This window comes from Kitasatospora sp. MBT66 (genome assembly GCF_000710405.2).
GTDB classification, from domain to species: Bacteria; Actinomycetota; Actinomycetes; order Streptomycetales; family Streptomycetaceae; genus Kitasatospora; species Kitasatospora purpeofusca.
Window position 1 is genome coordinate 296,818 of sequence record NZ_JAIY01000004.1, and the last position, 15,909, is coordinate 312,726.

The 15,909-nt window shown below is 74.9% G+C and carries 12 protein-coding genes; 1 reads left to right on the plus strand and 11 read right to left on the minus strand.

The annotated features are described in order from the left end of the window. Nucleotides 1-47 precede the first annotated feature (47 nt). The 7 genes from tmk to bldG form a co-directional block, all read right to left on the minus strand. Nucleotides 48-3,575, minus strand: coding sequence for a dTMP kinase (gene tmk / locus BI06_RS08030; protein ID WP_063794935.1), 3,528 nt, complete (start codon nucleotides 3,573-3,575; stop codon nucleotides 48-50). 193 nt (nucleotides 3,576-3,768) lie between these two features. After that, the gene (topA, locus tag BI06_RS08035) at nucleotides 3,769-6,681 is read right to left on the minus strand and encodes a type I DNA topoisomerase (protein WP_030392675.1); all 2,913 of its coding nucleotides are present in this window, start codon (nucleotides 6,679-6,681) and stop codon (nucleotides 3,769-3,771) included. Between the two features lie 403 nt (nucleotides 6,682-7,084). Beyond that, a complete protein-coding gene (locus BI06_RS08040; RefSeq protein ID WP_030392674.1) occupies nucleotides 7,085-7,525 on the minus strand; it encodes a DUF3592 domain-containing protein in 441 nt (146 codons plus the stop codon). A 292-nt stretch (nucleotides 7,526-7,817) separates the two neighbouring features. Then, entirely contained in the window at nucleotides 7,818-9,350 is a 1,533-nt protein-coding gene (locus BI06_RS08045) for a methyltransferase (protein WP_030392673.1), read from the minus strand. 150 nt (nucleotides 9,351-9,500) lie between these two features. Next, nucleotides 9,501-10,199, minus strand: coding sequence for a hypothetical protein (locus tag BI06_RS08050; RefSeq protein ID WP_043466720.1), 699 nt, complete (start codon nucleotides 10,197-10,199; stop codon nucleotides 9,501-9,503). A gap of 147 nt (nucleotides 10,200-10,346) precedes the next feature. Further along, nucleotides 10,347-10,763 carry an ATP-binding protein gene (locus tag BI06_RS08055; protein WP_030392671.1) on the minus strand — a complete coding sequence of 139 codons (417 nt, stop codon included), beginning with the start codon at nucleotides 10,761-10,763 and terminating at the stop codon, nucleotides 10,347-10,349. Between the two features lie 184 nt (nucleotides 10,764-10,947). Continuing rightward, nucleotides 10,948-11,289 (minus strand): anti-sigma factor antagonist BldG, encoded by a 342-nt coding sequence (gene bldG / locus BI06_RS08060; protein WP_030392670.1) that lies wholly within the window; start codon nucleotides 11,287-11,289, stop codon nucleotides 10,948-10,950. 258 nt (nucleotides 11,290-11,547) lie between these two features. Here bldG and BI06_RS08065 point away from each other — a divergent pair, with 258 nt between their 5' ends. Further along, entirely contained in the window at nucleotides 11,548-13,998 is a 2,451-nt protein-coding gene (locus BI06_RS08065) for a DEAD/DEAH box helicase (protein ID WP_369826091.1), read from the plus strand. A 24-nt stretch (nucleotides 13,999-14,022) separates the two neighbouring features. On the opposite strand, the gene BI06_RS08070 is transcribed toward BI06_RS08065, so the two are convergent. From BI06_RS08070 to BI06_RS08085, 4 genes are all read right to left on the minus strand, one after another. Beyond that, nucleotides 14,023-14,466, minus strand: coding sequence for an Rv3654c family TadE-like protein (locus tag BI06_RS08070; RefSeq protein ID WP_082558420.1), 444 nt, complete (start codon nucleotides 14,464-14,466; stop codon nucleotides 14,023-14,025). After that, on the minus strand, nucleotides 14,463-14,801 hold the full coding sequence (locus tag BI06_RS08075) for a TadE family type IV pilus minor pilin (RefSeq protein WP_043466726.1): 339 nt from the start codon (nucleotides 14,799-14,801) through the stop codon (nucleotides 14,463-14,465). The genes BI06_RS08070 and BI06_RS08075 overlap by 4 nt, the downstream gene beginning before the upstream one ends. 127 nt (nucleotides 14,802-14,928) lie before the next feature. Further along, the gene (locus tag BI06_RS55440) at nucleotides 14,929-15,264 is read right to left on the minus strand and encodes a DUF4244 domain-containing protein (protein ID WP_369826068.1); all 336 of its coding nucleotides are present in this window, start codon (nucleotides 15,262-15,264) and stop codon (nucleotides 14,929-14,931) included. A gap of 102 nt (nucleotides 15,265-15,366) precedes the next feature. Then, a partial coding sequence (locus BI06_RS08085; RefSeq protein WP_043466730.1) for a type II secretion system F family protein occupies nucleotides 15,367-15,909 on the minus strand: 543 nt, incomplete at its 5' end.

The following is a 15,909-nucleotide window of genomic DNA, read 5'->3' on the forward strand; positions in this document are numbered from 1 at the left end:
CCGCAGGCCCGGCCGGACGTTGCTGCCGTCCCGGCTGTTCCGGCCGGTCAGCTCCGGCGGCCCCAGCGCCGGGCCTTGCCCTTGCCGTCGTCCTGGCCGCCGTCACGCCGCGCGTCACCGGCGCCCGGACCTGCCTGCCCCGCATGCCCCGCCTGCCCCGTCGGACCCGCCTGGCCCGTCGGACCGGACGGAGCGGACTGACCGCCCTGGCCCCAGCTGGCCCACTCCTCGCGGGTGCCGAGCAGGGTGTCGGTGAGGCTCGGCAGATCGTCGAGCGGGGTCTCCTCCGCCCAGTCCGGCCGGGGCCTCGGGTCGGCGGCGGGCTGCTCCTGCTGCGGGTCGACCACCGGCAGCTCGCGGGTGCTGTCCACCGGCCGGTCCGCCGGCGCCGGACGGGCCGGGCTGCCCGGCCGGGCGTCCCGCCAGAGGCCCGGCGGCACCTGGCCCTGCGGAGCCGGCCCCGACGGCACCTGGCCCGACCGCGCCTGACCCGACGGCGTCTGGCCCCCGGGACGCCCCGGCTCGATCCGCGGCAGCACCGCGGTCCGGTCGGCCTCGTCCGCCGGAATCCGCGGCAGCACCGCCGTCTCGTCCGCCGGAGCACTCGTGGCACCGGTCCCGGCCGGCGCCGCCGGGACGACCGGCAGCACCGCCGTCTCCGCGACGTCCGCCATGCCACCCGCCGCCTCGCCGGGCCGCCCGACGGCGCCCCCGCCCAGCACCGGAAGCTCCCTGGTCGCGTCGCTGCCGTCCCGCCGGTCCGACGGCCCGGAGTCCTTCACGACCCGCAGCTCGGTGGTCATCTCGTCGTCCGGACCCGCCCCGGCGGCACCCGGGACGTCGCCGCCCCGGCCCGTGCGCTCCGCACGCTCCGCCGCCTCGGCGGCGGCCGCAGCGGCCGCGGCCAGCGCGGCGGCCTGCGCCAGCCGGGCCTCCTCGGCCCGCTGCAGCGCCTCCTCCGCCCGGCGCCGCTGCTCCTCCCGGGCCAGCTCGCGCTGGCGCTGGAGCTCCGCCCGGGCGGCCGCCTCCTCGGCGAGCCGCTTGCGCTCGGCCTCCTCGACGGCCCGGCGCGCCTCTTCCTCGGCCCGCCGCTTCGCCTCTTCCTCTGCCCGCTTGCGGGCCTCCTCCTCCGCCCGCAGGCGCGCCTCCTCGGCGGCCTTGCGCGCGGCCTCGGCGGCGACCCGCTCGGCCTCCTCCTCGGCCAGCCGCTCCTTCTCCGCCTGCTCGGCCCTGAGCTGCGCCAGCACCTCCTGGCGCTTGCGCTCGGCGGCCTCCTCCTCGGCGCGCTTGCGGGCCTCCTCCTCGGCCCGGCGCCGGGCCTCCTCGGCGGCCTTGCGCTCCTGCTCGGCGCGGGCGGCCTTCTCCTGCTCGGAGAGCGGCAGCTCGCGGTCGAGCCGGTGGCGGATGGAGGTGGTGACGAGTCCGGGGGCCTGGCTGCCGTCGACGACCAGGTAGCGCGCCGGGTCGGCGGCGGCGAGCGCCAGGAAGCCGGAGCGCACCCGCTGGTGGAACTCGGTCGGCTCGGACTCCAGCCGGTCCAGCGCCTCGGTGAACCGCTCCCGGGCCCGGGTCGGGTCGACGTCCAGGACGACGGTCAGGTCGGGCATCAGCCCGCCGGTCGCCCAGCGGGAGATCCGGGCCACCTCGGTGGCGGCCAGGTCGCGGCCCGCGCCCTGGTAGGCGATCGAGGAGTCCATGTACCGGTCGGTGATGACCACGGCGCCGCGGGCCAGCGCCGGGCGGATCACGTTCTCGACGTGCTCGGCCCGGTCGGCCGCGTAGATCAGCGCCTCGGCCCGGTGCGAGAGCCCGGTGTTGCCGACGTCCAGGACGAGGCTGCGCAGCCGCTGCCCGATCGGGCTGCCGCCGGGCTCACGGGTGAGCACGACCTCGTGGCCCTTGCCCCGGATCCACTCGGCGAGCGCCTGGGCCTGGGTGGACTTGCCGGCGCCGTCGCCGCCCTCCAGGGCGATGAAGAAGCCGGTGCCCGCCCGGTGCGGGGCCGGACCGGTGGCGCCGCGCACCGAGTCGACCAGGTCCCGGCCGAACGGCACGGTGCCGCGCCGGTCGTCGGTGCGCAGCAGCACGACGACGGCCAGGACGAGGGTGAACAGTCCGGCGGTGCCGACGGCGAGGGCCGCGCCGCCGTGGATGAACGTGAACGAGCCGGGCTCGACGGCGCCGTACTGGACGTCCCCGTAGGCGGCGGCGATCAGCGGCAGGCCGACCAGCGAGGTGCCGACCACGACCCGCAGCACCGCGTAGAGGTGCTCGGTGACCTTGGGCAGCCGGGCCTCCTCGACCTCCAGGGCGAGCAGGCTGCGGCCGGTGGAGATCACCACGCCGGCGGCCAGCGCGGCCAGCGCGGTGAGCAGCAGCAGGAGCACGAAGTCCAGCACCAGGCCGGCCAGCACCAGTGCGATGCCCTCGGTGAGCAGCGCCAGGGCGAGCAGCCGGCGGCGGGAGAGCGTGGGCAGCACGGCCCGGGTGATCCGGATGCCCAGTGCCGGGACGCCGGTCGCGGCCAGCACCACCATGCCGTAGCCGATCGGCCCGGCGCGGTGCTCGACGGCGGTCAGCAGGGACAGCGCGGCGACGCCGGCCATCGTCGCGTACCCGGCGGAGACCGCGAAGGTGAAGTACGGGGCGGCGCCGGTGCGGCCCTTGGCCAGGGCGGGGCCGGGGGTGGCGTCGGTCGGGGCGCGCAGGCCCCGCAGGGGCGAGGCCGGCGGCACCCGGACGGGACCGCCGGGCAGCTCCTGGACGTACACCCGGGCGGCCGAGACGGCGAACAGGGCGGCCGCGCCCAGGGCGGCGAAGGTGGTCTGGTGGGCGCGCAGCCAGTCCGAGCCGATCGCCGCGAAGACGTTGTTCAGCAGGGTGAGCGCGACCAGCGCGCCGGCGCCGAGCGGCAGCGCGGCCCACCCGGTGCGGTGGTCCAGGGTGCGGACGGTGGCCAGGTTGGCGGCGGACGGCCGCCGCTCGCCGGCCGGCGCGTAGGGATCGACCGGCGGCAGCAGGGCCGGGACGGCCGCGGCCTTGGCGATCGCCCAGACCCGTTCGGCGGCGCCGGTCAGGAAGACGGTGGCGAGCAGCACCCAGGTCGCGGCGCCGGAGGGCTCGGTGCCGGAGCCCAGCCAGACGATCCACCACGGGGCGATGCCGATCAGCACGACGCGCAGCACGTCGGCGCCGAACAGCGTCCAGCGCCGGTCGAGCTTCCCGGTGAGCAGCCCGTGCACCGGGCCGAGCAGGGCGGCGCCGACCAGTCCGGTGGCGACCAACCGGGTAGCGAGGACGGCGGCGACCGCGAAGGCGAGGCTGCGCGGCAGGTCGCCGAACTGCCGGCCGAGCACGGCGGCGACCACGGTGAGCATCAGCAGCACCAGCAGGCCGAGCCGGTCCGCGGTGCCGCCGATCAGCTGGGTGGTCCACAGGCGCCGGTAGGGGCGCAGCCGCAGCAGCGCCCGGATCCGCTCGCCGGCGGTCCCGGCGGGCGCGACCTCGGGCAGGCCGGGCGTACCGCCCGGTCCGGCCGCCGGGGCGCTGGGGGTGGGCTGCTCCTCGCTCGTCATACGGTCAGCGTAGCGGTCGGGGCATGGCGCAAAAGAGGGGAGCACGGCTCCGGACGGGCGCCGCCACCGGGTTGTGACAGACCGCGTACGCCCCTGTCACGCCCCGCCCGCGAACGGGCCGGGCCCGCGACCACGAACGGGTCGGGCCCGCGCCGCCGGAGCGGACGCGGGCCCGGGTGCCACCGACCGGGGATCAGCCCTCGTCGGTGGCGGTGGACTTGCTCGCGGCGGTCTTGCCGGCCGCGGTCTTCGTGGCCGCCGTCTTGGCCGCCGCCGTCTTGGTGGCGGCCTTCTTCACGGTGGTGGTCTTCTTCGCCGCGGTCTTGGCCGCCGCGGTGGTCTTCTTGGCCGCGGTCTTGGTGGCGGTCTTCTTGGCCGCCGCCTTCTTCGCCGGGGCCTTCTTCGCCGTCTTCTTCACCGGCCCGCGCGCCCGCTTCTCGGCGAGCAGCTCGTAGCCGCGCTCGGGCGTGATGGTCTCGACCTCGTCGTCCTTGCGGAGCGTGGCGTTGGTCTCGCCGTCGGTCACGTACGGGCCGAACCGGCCGTCCTTGACCACCACCGGACGCTCGCTGACCGGGTCGGTGCCCAGCTCCTTGAGCGGCGGCGCGGCGGCGGCCCGGCCGCGCTGCTTGGGCTGGGCGTAGATCGCCAGCGCCTCCTCCAGCGTGACCGTGAACAGCTGCTCCTCGCCGGTGAGCGAGCGGGAGTCGGTGCCGCGCTTGAGGTACGGGCCGTAGCGGCCGTTCTGCGCGGTGATCTCCACGCCCTCCTGGTCGACGCCGACCACGCGCGGCAGCGAGAGCAGCTTCAGCGCCTCGTCGAGGGTGACGGTGTCCGGCGACATCGTCTTGAACAGCGAGGCGGTCCGCGGCTTGACCGCGTTCTTGCCGGTCTTGGGGGTGCCCTCGGGCAGGATCTCGGTGACGTACGGGCCGTAGCGGCCGTCCTTGGCGACCAGCATGTTGCCGGAGACCGGGTCCGGGCCGAGCTCGAAGTCGCCGCTGGGCCGGGCCAGCAGCTCCTCGGCGAGCTCGACGGTCAGCTCGTCCGGCGGCAGCTCGTCCGGGATGTCGGCGCGCTGGCCGGGCTCGCCCTCGACCTCGGAGGCGCGCTCCACGTAGGGGCCGTAGCGGCCGACCCGCAGGGTGATGTCGTCGCTGATCCGGAACGAGCTGATCTCCCGGGCGTCGATCGCGCCGAGGTCGGTGACGAGCTCCTTCAGACCGCCGAGGTGGTCGCCGTCGCCGTTGCCGGCCTCGGCGGCGCCGCCCGCGATCAGGCCCTCGCCGGCGCCCTCACCCGCGCCCTCGCCGAAGTAGAAGCGCTTCAGCCACGGCACGGACTTCGCCTCACCGGCGGCGATCCGGTCGAGGTCGTCCTCCATCCTCGCGGTGAAGTCGTAGTCGACCAGCCGGCCGAAGTGCTTCTCCAGCAGGTTGACCACGGCGAAGGAGAGGAACGACGGCACCAGCGCCGTCCCCTTCTTGAAGACGTACCTGCGGCCGATGATGGTGTCGATGATCGAGGCGTAGGTGGAGGGGCGGCCGATCTCCCGGTCCTCCAGCTCCTTGACCAGCGAGGCCTCGGTGTAGCGGGCCGGGGGCTTGGTCGCGTGGCCCTCGGGGGTGAGCTGCTCGGCGGCCAGCGGGTCGCCCTCGGTGACCTGCGGCAGCCGGCGCTCGCGGTCGTCCAGCTCGGCGTTCGGGTCGTCGGCGCCCTCGACGTAGGCCTTGAGGAAGCCGTGGAAGGTGATGATCTTGCCGGAGGCGGAGAACTCGACGTCCCGGCCGTCGGCGGACCGGCCGCCCACCTTCACGGTGACCGACTGGCCGACCGCGTCCTTCATCTGGGAGGCGACGGTGCGCATCCAGATCAGCTCGTAGAGCCGGAAGTCGTCGCCGGACAGGCCGGTCTCGGCCGGGGTGCGGAAGCGGTCGCCGGACGGGCGGACGGCCTCGTGCGCCTCCTGGGCGTTCTTCACCTTGGAGGCGTAGGTGCGGGGCGCGTCCGGCAGGTAGTCGGCGCCGTACAGCTGGGTGACCTGCGCCCGGGCGGCGTTGATCGCCGTCTCCGACAGCGTGGTGGAGTCGGTACGCATATAGGTGATGAAGCCGTTCTCGTACAGCTTCTGGGCCACCTGCATGGTCCGCTTGGCGCCGAAGCCCAGCTTGCGGCTGGCCTCCTGCTGGAGCGTGGTGGTGCGGAACGGCGCGTACGGCGAGCGGCGGTACGGCTTGGACTCGACGCCGCGCACCGCGAACGCGGTCTGCTCCAGGGCGGCGGCCAGCGCGCGGGCGGCCTGCTCGTCCAGGTGCAGGGTGCTGGCGCTGCCCGCCTTGAGCCGGCCGTCCTGGCCGAAGTCGCGGCCGCTGGCGATCCGCTTGCCGTCGACCGAGGACAGCCGGGCGCCGAAGTTCTCCGGGTTGGCGGCGTCGGCCGCGGTGCGGCCGGTGCCGAAGGTGCCGACCAGGTCCCAGTACGAGGCCGAGCGGAACGCCATCCGCTCCCGCTCGCGCTCGACGACCAGCCGGGTCGCCACGGACTGCACGCGGCCCGCCGAGAGCTTCGGCATGACCTTCTTCCACAGCACCGGCGAGACCTCGAAGCCGTACAGGCGGTCGAGGATGCGGCGGGTCTCCTGGGCGTCGACCAGGCGCTGGTTCAGCTCGCGCGGGTTGGCCACGGCCTCCTGGATTGCGGCCTTGGTGATCTCGTGGAACACCATCCGGTGCACCGGCACCTTGGGCTTGAGCACCTGCTGGAGGTGCCACGCGATGGCCTCGCCCTCGCGGTCCTCATCGGTGGCGAGGAAGAGCTCGTCGGACTCCGCGAGGAGCGACTTCAACTTGCTGACCTGGGACTTCTTGTCCGCGTTGACCACATAGATCGGGGCGAAGTCGTGGTCCACGTCCACCCCGAGGCGGCGCACCTCGCCGGTGTACTTGTCCGGGACCTCGGCAGCCGTGCTCGGGAGGTCGCGAATGTGCCCGACGCTCGCCTCGACGATGTAGCCGGGGCCAAGGTAGCCCTTGATCGTCTTCGCCTTGGCCGGCGACTCGACAATGACGAGTCGCTGTCCGTGCGCGGTCTCGCTGCTCGGGGACACCTTCGCTCTTCTCTCCCGGTCGTTATGTGAGCTGGTCGGCGCTGGCAGCACGGGCTGCGCTCCGCCCGACCCCTCCACCGACCCGGGGCTGCCGCTGTACGACGACCCCACCAGCGGAGTGTGACCGTACCCCGGCCACCCTTGTCAAACGGACGGTTCCCGCGATTTCACCGGCAAGGCCGACCGACGCCACTCGAACGGTAACCCGACGACGACGGATCGCGCCCTGCGGAGGGGGCTTCGGCGGGTTTCGAAGGATGGAATGACGGATTTCAAAATCTGTCAACGGAATATGGGTGCGTCCGGGCGTCGCGGATGGTAGGCGGTGGGCAGCGCCGCTCGGTCGGGGGGGACCAGCAGGGGCTGGGCAGGGGCTGAGCAGGGGCCGGCTGGGGATTCGCGGCTAGGCCGCGGCGAGGAGCAGGACGGCTCCGGCCGCCAGGCAGCCGAGGCCGAGCGCCGTCCACAGCAGGTCGGCGACCAGGGGCCGGGGACCGGCCTCCTCCGCCGCCAGCACCGCGTGGCCCGGGCGACGCGGATCGTAGGCGATACGTACCGAACCGCCCGGTACGAGATGGGCCGGGCGGCGCAGCGGGGTGTGACCCCGAGGCCGGGTCAGCACCAGCTCACCGGCCTCGACGCCCGGCGCGCCCCCGGTCCGGCCGGCGGGGACGGGGCGGGTGGCGAAGGAGAGCAGGGGCGCGCTGTCCAGCGTCCCGTGGACGTCGGTCTCGGGGACCACGGTGGCGACGGCCGGCAGCCCCCGGCGCCGGATCCGGTGGCGCAAGCGCGCTTCGGCGGCGCACCAGAGCAGGAGTGCGCCGCCGAAGAGGGCGAGTATCACGCCACCCGCCGTCGCCGTCGTCGTTTCCACCCCGGCCGCCCCCAGTCCTGTCCACAGCCTGTGGACAAAGCCTCACAGTCCCGGACCAACAAGGGGGAGATGTTCGACGACCACAGGGCGAACCAGGGGAAACAGTGGGGTGAACCGGGTGCCGTCGGCAGGCACCGACCACCGGGCGCCGGGGTACGCCGGGTGCCCGGCCCGAGTGCCTGCGGTCAGGACGGGTCGGGACCTGCTCAGAACGTCAGGGCCATGGCCCGGGACGTGGTCGGCGGCGTGGCCGGGGACGTGGTCAGGACGCGGGCTGGATGAACCCCTGCTCGGTGAGCAGCCGCAGCGACTCCGGCACCCGGTCGCGCAGCACCACCCGGTCCTCGCCCAGCAGTTGCGCGATCGCGTCGACGATCTCGCCCGCCGACAGCGTCCCGTCGCAGACCCCGACGAAGCCCGCGCCCACCGTGTCCACCTTGGTGGCCCGCCGCATCCCGCGGTTGTGGCGCAGGACGACGTGCTCCGGGTCCTCCGCCCCCGGGGCACCCACCTGCTCCTGGACCACCTCGTCGGCCAGCACGTACCGCGCCGCCAGCAGTCCCGCGTCGTCGTGGGTCCGCAGGAAGTCCTGCCGGTCGAACCACTCCTCGATGTGCGGGCCGAGCGGCTGCTCCACCGGGTGCGGCCACTCCTCCACCCGGACGGTCGGACGCTCGGCGCCGCCCGCGCGCAGGGTGATCCAGCCAAATCCGATGCCCTCGACCCGGCCGGCCTCGAAGGCGTCCAACCACTCCCCGTACCGGGCCTGGTAGTCGCCGCCGGCACCGCGGTGGTCGCCGCCGTCGCGCAGCCACAGCTCCGCGTACTGGGCCACGTCCTGCACCTCGCGCTGGACGATCCAGGCGTCCAGCCCGGTCCCGGCCACCCAGCCGGCCAGCCGGTCCTGCCAGTCCTCGCCCTTGACGTGCTGCCAGTTGGCCAGCAGCTGGCAGTACCCGCCCGGCTCCAGGTGGTCGGCGGCCGAGCGGACCAGGCTGCGGCACAGGTCGTCGCCGGCCATCCCGCCGTCCCGGTAGGTGAACCGTCCACCCGGCGAGATCACGAACGGCGGATTGGAGACGACCAGGTCGAACCGCCGCTCCCCCACCGGCTCGAAGAGGCTGCCTGCGACGGTCTCCGTGTTGTCGAAACCGGACAGCGCCAGGGTCAGCTCGGTGAAGCGCAGCGCCCGCTCATTGAGGTCGGTGGCGGTCACCCGCTGGGCGTGCCGGGCGGCGTGCAGCGCCTGCACACCCGAACCGGAACCGAGGTCCAGCACCGAGCGGACCGGCCGGCGCACCGTGATGTTGGCCAGCGTGGTGGACGCGCCGCCCACCCCGAGCACGAGGTCCTTGCGGGCCACGCCGTGCGCGGTCTCCCCGGAGCCGATACCGCCCGCGCCGCCGACCGCGCAGCCCAGGTCGGAGACCACCCAGGCGTCCGAACTCGGCAGCCCGTGCACCTCGTTCGCATAGGGCCGGACGTCCACGGTGGCGCGCACCGAGTCGCCGTCGGGGCGCAGCCAGCCGTCGGCCAGGCAGTCCTCCACCGGCAGCGCGGCGGCGGCCGCCCGGTAGGGCACCGGCTGCTGCAGCAGGAAGAGCCGCACCAGGGTCTCCAGCGGGCTGCCGCCACGGGTCGCCCGCAGCGCGGGCACCGCCTCGCTGCGGGCCAGCGCCGCGTACCCGGTGGGCCCGAGCAGGTCCAGGCAGCCGTCGGCGGTGTACGAGGCGGCGAGCAGCGCCTCGCGCAGTTTGGCGAGGCGGGTCGGGTCGAGAACGGGGCTACTGATCACCCCGCCATTGTCCCCCGCCCACCCGGCTGTCCCGTCCCCAACACCGCCGCCCCCTCGGCCGATGACCGAGGGGGTGCGCGTCGGGGGCCCGTCGGGACCGGACGGTCGTGACAGGGCCGGTGGGCCTGACGGCCCCCGGTCGAAGCGGGATCAGCTCGCCGAGGCGGAGGGGGCCGGAGCGGACGGCGCCTGGGTACCGGGGGCATCGGTCGCCGCCGGGCTCGCACCGCCCGCCGTCCCGTCCGCGGGCGCACCGGTGGCCCCGTCGGACGGTCCGCCGGTCGCCGGGGACGTGGGAGCGGCCGCGGCCGAACCCGGCTTGCAGCCCTCCTGCTTGGCCATCGCCGAGCCGAGGTCACCGCGCTGGAGCTTGCCCTGCGCCTGCGTGGAGAGCGAGGCCAGCTGCTGCACCTGGTCGGCCACGCTGCGCAGCCCGTCGGCGAACTTCGCCTGGTCGGCGTTGGGGAGCGCGTCCAGCTTCTTCTGGACCTCCAGGTAGCCGTCGGCCGCCTTGGTGAGCTCGGTGACGGTGTCCTTCTGCAGGCTCGTGCCGTCGTCGACCTTGGGCGCACCGGCGCCGTCGATGGCGGCGGCGATGTCCTGGTTGGTCTTCGCCAGTCGGCCGATGTCCGCAGAGAGGCGCTTCTGGAGGTCGGCCGGGGCCTCGCCGGTCTTCACCTGGCCGGTGTCTGCCAGGGCGGTCTGCGCCTGGGCGATCGGGTCCTTGGCCGCGCCGCACACGTTCGCCGCCCAGGACTCCAGCTGCTTGCTGTTGTCGTCGCCGCAGCCGACGGCGCCGAACGCGAGCAGCGCCCCGAGCGCGGGTACGGCCAGCAGTCGCTTGTTCACCGGGAGAGCCCTTTCGGTTTCGGTCGTCGAACTGCGAACCTACACGGCCGCCGCTCGACCCCCGATTCCCGTTCGGACCCGCTCTTCCGCCTCTTCCGCCCGACCCGGGCGCTCCTGCCCCGCCCGTCACGCAACCGCCCGTCGCGCTCAGACGGCGAGCGCGTCCGCCGAGACCGGCCAGCTCATCCGGATCAGACCGCCGCCGGCGCCGCTGGTGACCTCGAGGTCCTCCACCAGGCCGGTGAGCACGGCGAGGCCGAGGGTGTCCTCGTCCGGGTCGCCGCCGTCCGCCGCCGTGGCCGGGACGGTGTCGAGGCCCGCTTCGTCCTCGACCTCGATGAGGAAACGCTTCTCCTGGTCGACCAGCGCGACGCGCACCGCGCCGGTCACACCGCCGCGACGGTGCAGGCCGACCGCGCGCGAGCACGCCTCGCCGACGGCGAGGCGCACCTCGTCGAGCACCGACTCGTCGACCCCCGCCCGTCTGGCCACTGCCGCGGCCACCAGCCGGGCCGTCCGCACGTGCTCGGGGAGCGCGCTGAATCGAAGTTCGACGGTTGCCATGTCTTCCCCCTCGGGGTGTTCCGACCGAGGCCGGACATACGGCCCCGGTCGCTGCGGGCCGGCAACAGCCGACCCGGGGACGGCCGGACGGGCCGGGGCCACACGGCCCCGGTGCCCGGACGCATGAGGAACGGACGGGCCGGCCACGGAGGACCGGCCCGGTCCGGTCGATCGGGTCGACCGATCAGTCGGTCGCCTGGACCGCGTCCTCGACCGAGGTGTGGATCGGGAACACCTTGGTCAGACCGGTGATCCGGAAGATCTTCAGAATGCGCTCCTGGTTGCACACCAGGCGCAGCGAGCCCTCGTGGGCACGCACCCGCTTCAGCCCGCCCACCAGCACACCGAGGCCGGTGGAGTCCAGGAAGTCCACGCCCTCCATGTCGACGACGAGGTGGTAGCTGCCGTCGTTGACGAGCTCGACCAGCTGCTCGCGCAGCTTGGGGGCGGTGTACACATCGATCTCGCCGCCAACCTCGACGACCGTGCGGTCGCCGACTGTACGGGTCGACAGGGACAGGTCCACGGAACCTCCAGCACCTTGCCTTGCTACGTCATTGCGATCCTCGGCCGGACGGCCGTCACCGCATGGTCGCGAACCCCGGGCACACCCAGCGAATGCGTGGCAAGCCTCGGCGCTGCGACCCCCGGCCGTACGGCCGTCACCGCCACATTCAACCACTTGCGACCATGACCGCACGATGGCTTAGGACGATTCTCCGTCACGCCGGTGACACACTGGGTCCTCATGCCGCCGCGTCACAGCCTGCCCGAGGCACTGCTCATGACCCTGTCCACCGCCCGGGGGCGGTCGGACCGGCTCACCCATACGGAGCACCTTCCCGCCCGGCCCGCCCGTTATGCGCCGTGGCCCGACCGGATCCGGCCCGAGATCGTCTCGGCCGCCCAGGACCTGGGCGTCCGGGAGCCCTGGGCCCACCAGGCGGAGGCGATGAATCTGGCCAAATCCGGTCAATCTGTGGTGATCGCCACAGGAACCGCCTCGGGCAAGTCGCTCGGATACCTGGCGCCGGTGCTGTCCGACCTGCTGGACGGCACCGAGGCACGCAACGGCCGGGGCGCGACCGCGCTCTACCTCGCCCCCACCAAGGCACTCGCCGCCGACCAGCGCCGCCGGGCCGCAGAACTCGCCCCGCCCCGCGTCCGGGCCGCCCTGTACGACGGCGACACCCCGCCCGAGGAACGCGAGTGGGTCCGCCAGTACGCCTCCTACGTCCTCACCAATCCGGACATGCTGCACCGGGGCATCCTGCCCGCGCACGCCCGCTGGTCCTCCTTCCTCAAGACGCTCCGCTACGTCGTGGTCGACGAGTGCCACAGCTACCGCGGCGTGTTCGGCTCGCACGTGGCCCAGGTGCTGCGCCGGTTGCGGCGGATCTGTGCCCGTTACGGCTCCTCTCCCGTCTTCCTGCTCGCCTCCGCCACCACCGCCGACCCGGCCGTCACCGCCCGCCGGCTGACCGGCCTGCCCGCCGCCGCGGTCACCGACGACGCCTCCCCGCGCGGCCCGATGGTCTTCGGGCTGTGGGAGCCGCCCCTCACCGAGAACGTCGGCGAGCAGGGTGCGCCGGTCCGGCGGACCGCCACCGCCGAGGCCGCCTACCTGCTGACCGACCTGGTCGAGCGGGAGACCCGCACCGTCGTCTTCGTCCGCTCCCGGCGGGCCGCCGAACTCGTCGCGCTCCAGGCCCAGGACCAGTTGGGCCGCCCGCTCGCCGACCGGGTCGCCGCCTACCGCGGCGGCTACCTCGCCGACGAGCGCCGGACCCTGGAGCGCGACCTGCAGTCCGGCCGGCTGCTCGGCCTCGCCTCCACCTCCGCCCTCGAACTCGGGGTCGACATCTCCGGTCTGGACGCCGTCCTGATGGCCGGATACCCGGGGACCCGGGCCTCGCTCTGGCAGCAGGCCGGCCGGGCCGGGCGGGAGGCCCAGGGCGCGCTCGCCGTCCTGATCGCCCGGGACGACCCGCTGGACACCTACCTGGTGCACCACCCGGAGGCGCTGTTCGCCACCCCGGTCGAGGCCACCGTGCTCGACCCGGACAACCCGCACGTCCTCGCACCGCACCTGTGCGCCGCCGCCGCCGAGCTGCCGCTCACCGACACCGACCTGGAGCTGTTCGGCCCCTCGGCCGCTCCGCTGCTGCCGGTGCTGGAGCGCCGCGGGCTGCTCCGCCGGCGCGGCGAGGCCTGGTACTGGACCCGCCGCGAGCGGGCCGCCGACGCCGTCGACCTGCGGGGCAGCGGCGGCAGCCCGGTGCAGATCGTCGAGGGGCCGACCGGCCGACTGCTGGGCACCGTGGACGCCTCCGCCGCCCACACCACCGTGCACACCGGGGCCGTCCACCTCCACCGGGGCCGGACCTATCTCGTCCGGGACTTCGACCTGGAGAACTCGGTCGCCCTGGTCGAGCCCGCCGACCCGCCCTACACGACCTCCGCCAGGGACATCACCTCCATCTCCGTGCTCTCCACCGACACCACCGTCGACTGGGGCGAGGGCCGGCTCTGCTTCGGTTCGGTGGAGGTCGTCAACCAGGTGGTCGGCTACCTCCGCAAGCGGATCTCCACCGGGGAGATCATGGGCGAGAGCAAGCTCGAACTGCCGCCCCGCACCCTGCGCACCCGGGCCGTCTGGTGGTCCGTCACCGAGGACCAGTTGATCGACGCGGACATCCCGCCCGACCAACTGCCCGGCGCCGCCCATGCCGCCGAGCACGCCTCGATCGGCCTGCTCCCGCTCTTCGCCACCTGCGACCGCTGGGACATCGGCGGTGTCTCGGTGCCGCTGCACCCCGACACCGGACTGCCCACCGTGTTCGTCTACGACGGCCACCCCGGCGGGGCCGGCTTCGCCGAACGGGGCTTCCGACGGGCCGTGCAGTGGCTGACCGCCACCCGGGAGGCGATCGCCGCCTGCGAGTGCGAGCGCGGCTGCCCGTCCTGCGTCCAGTCGCCCAAGTGCGGCAACGGCAACGACCCGCTCGACAAGGCGGCCGCCGTCCGGCTGCTGGACGTCCTGCTCGCCGACGCTCCCGATACGTCCGGGACGGAGGCGGGGGCAGGGGCGGGGGCGGGGGACTCGGGGGTGGCGGAGGTGCACCCGGAAGCCGTTGGGACGGCGGAGGCAGGCGAGGAGGCCGCGACGGCCGAGACGGCCGACGGATCCACCGGCCGCCCGGAGGACCGACCCGCCGACCGACCGGCGGACTGACCGGCGGCCCGACCGGCCGGGGGCTCACGGGCTGCCTCCGGTCGGACCGGCCTCGCCCAGGGCGACCCGCGCATCCTCGTCCGTCGGCAGGACCGCAGCCCGAAGCGGTCCGGCGCGGGACCGGGCCCGGGCGGGACCGACCGGAAGTCGCACCGGCAGCCCCGTGACCGGCACCTCCGCCACCACCTCCACGGCGTCCGTCGGGAGGTCGGCCGCGCAGGAGACCACGGCGGCCGCCTGCGCCGCCGCCACGGCTCTCGCCCGGGCGCAGCCTCCGTCCGCGTCCACCAACAGCCGGTCGGCCGCCGCCAGCGCGGCCAGGTCCGCGGCGGACTCCGCGCGGTGGCGGGCCCCGACCACCACGCCCAGGGAGAGCGCGGCGGTGAACGCCACACAGCCGATCAGCACGCCCGCCAGCACCCAGACCGTCGCCGAGCCGGTGTCCGACCGCCGCCGACGAGACCTCACCCCGGCCACGGACCACCACCTCCCTCCGCCCCTCGCAGGGTGTCCTCCCTGGCCGCGACCGCCGTGGCACTCACCCGCACCGCGAGTACCTCCGCGAACCGCCCAGGTGCCCCGTACGGCGCGTCCACGGTGACCCGGACGGTGTCGGGTGCCAGGTCGACCAGGACCGCCGCCCCGGGAGGCGCGGCCGCCCGGGCCACCCCGGCGGCATCGGCCTCCCCGCGCGCGGCCGCCCTGGCTCCCACTCGCGCCGCGTCGACACAGCGGAGTTGGGCGGCTGCCGCGAGGACGGCCCAGACCAGCAGCGCGACCAGCAGCACCAGCACCGGCAGCACGACGGCGGTCTCGGCGGTGACGAACCCGGCGTCGCCGCGCCGTCGCCCCTTCGGCGGCCTCGCTGGCCTAGGCGGCCTCGGCAGCCTCGGCTCCGGGGACGGCTCCGGGGACAGCCCCGACGACCGGTCAGGTCGCATGGAGCGCCCGGTCCAGGGCGGCCTGCAGCGCCTCCATGACCGCCGCACTGGTCGCCACCTTGTAGAGCGCGGCCGCCACCGCACACGCCCCGAGCGTGCCGACCGCGTACTCCGACGTGGTCATTCCCGCATCCGGACCGCCGAGCCCGGTCCGGCCCCGACGCCGAACCGCACGCCGCAGCAGGAGCAGGACCAGGAAGCGGGCCGAGTGCCGGTCCCGGAGCACCGGCCTCCCGGGCGGGCGCCCCACGCCCGGCCTCGCGCCCACGCCCGTCATCCCCTTCACCGCGCCCGCCACGGCCACGGGACCGATCGCCAGGTTCATGAGTTTCCTCCTTGCTTCGAAGCTTCGAATCCGACAAGAGACCGCCGCACAGGCGGCCGCGCCGACCGATCGGCAGACCACCCCACGCACGTGGACGGTGCGTCACATCGACTGCGAAAAACGCGTGGTGAGCCCAACCACCACCGGGACGACACCGATCAGGACGAACGCCGGGAGGAAGCACAGCCCGAGCGGGGCCGTCGCAAGCACTCCCGCCCGCCTCACCCGGGCGTGCGCCGCCCGGACGGCCTCGGCCCGTTGGCCGCCGGCCAGCCCGGCCAGCGCCGTTGCCGCCGGGGCTCCGCTCAGGCTCGTCCGGACCAGGCAGCGGGCCAGCGGCGCCAGCGGCGGGTGCTCCTCCCCGAGCCGGTGCCAGCAGAGCTCCGGGGGCGCGCCCAGGGCGAGTTCGGCCGCCGTGGACAGCAGCCGGGGCCCCATCGGGGCGCCGACGCTCCCGCCCACCGCCACGACGGCCGCCGCCGGCGAGGCGGCCGAACCGAGGCAGGCCGCCAGAAGTTCGGCGGTGAGCGGCAACTGCCGCAGCAGTCGTGCCTCGTCCAGCTCGGCCCGCCGCTCCGCCGGTGACCTCGCCCGGGGCAGCCACCGGTGCAACCCGGCCGCCAGCAGTGCGCCCGTCACCAGACC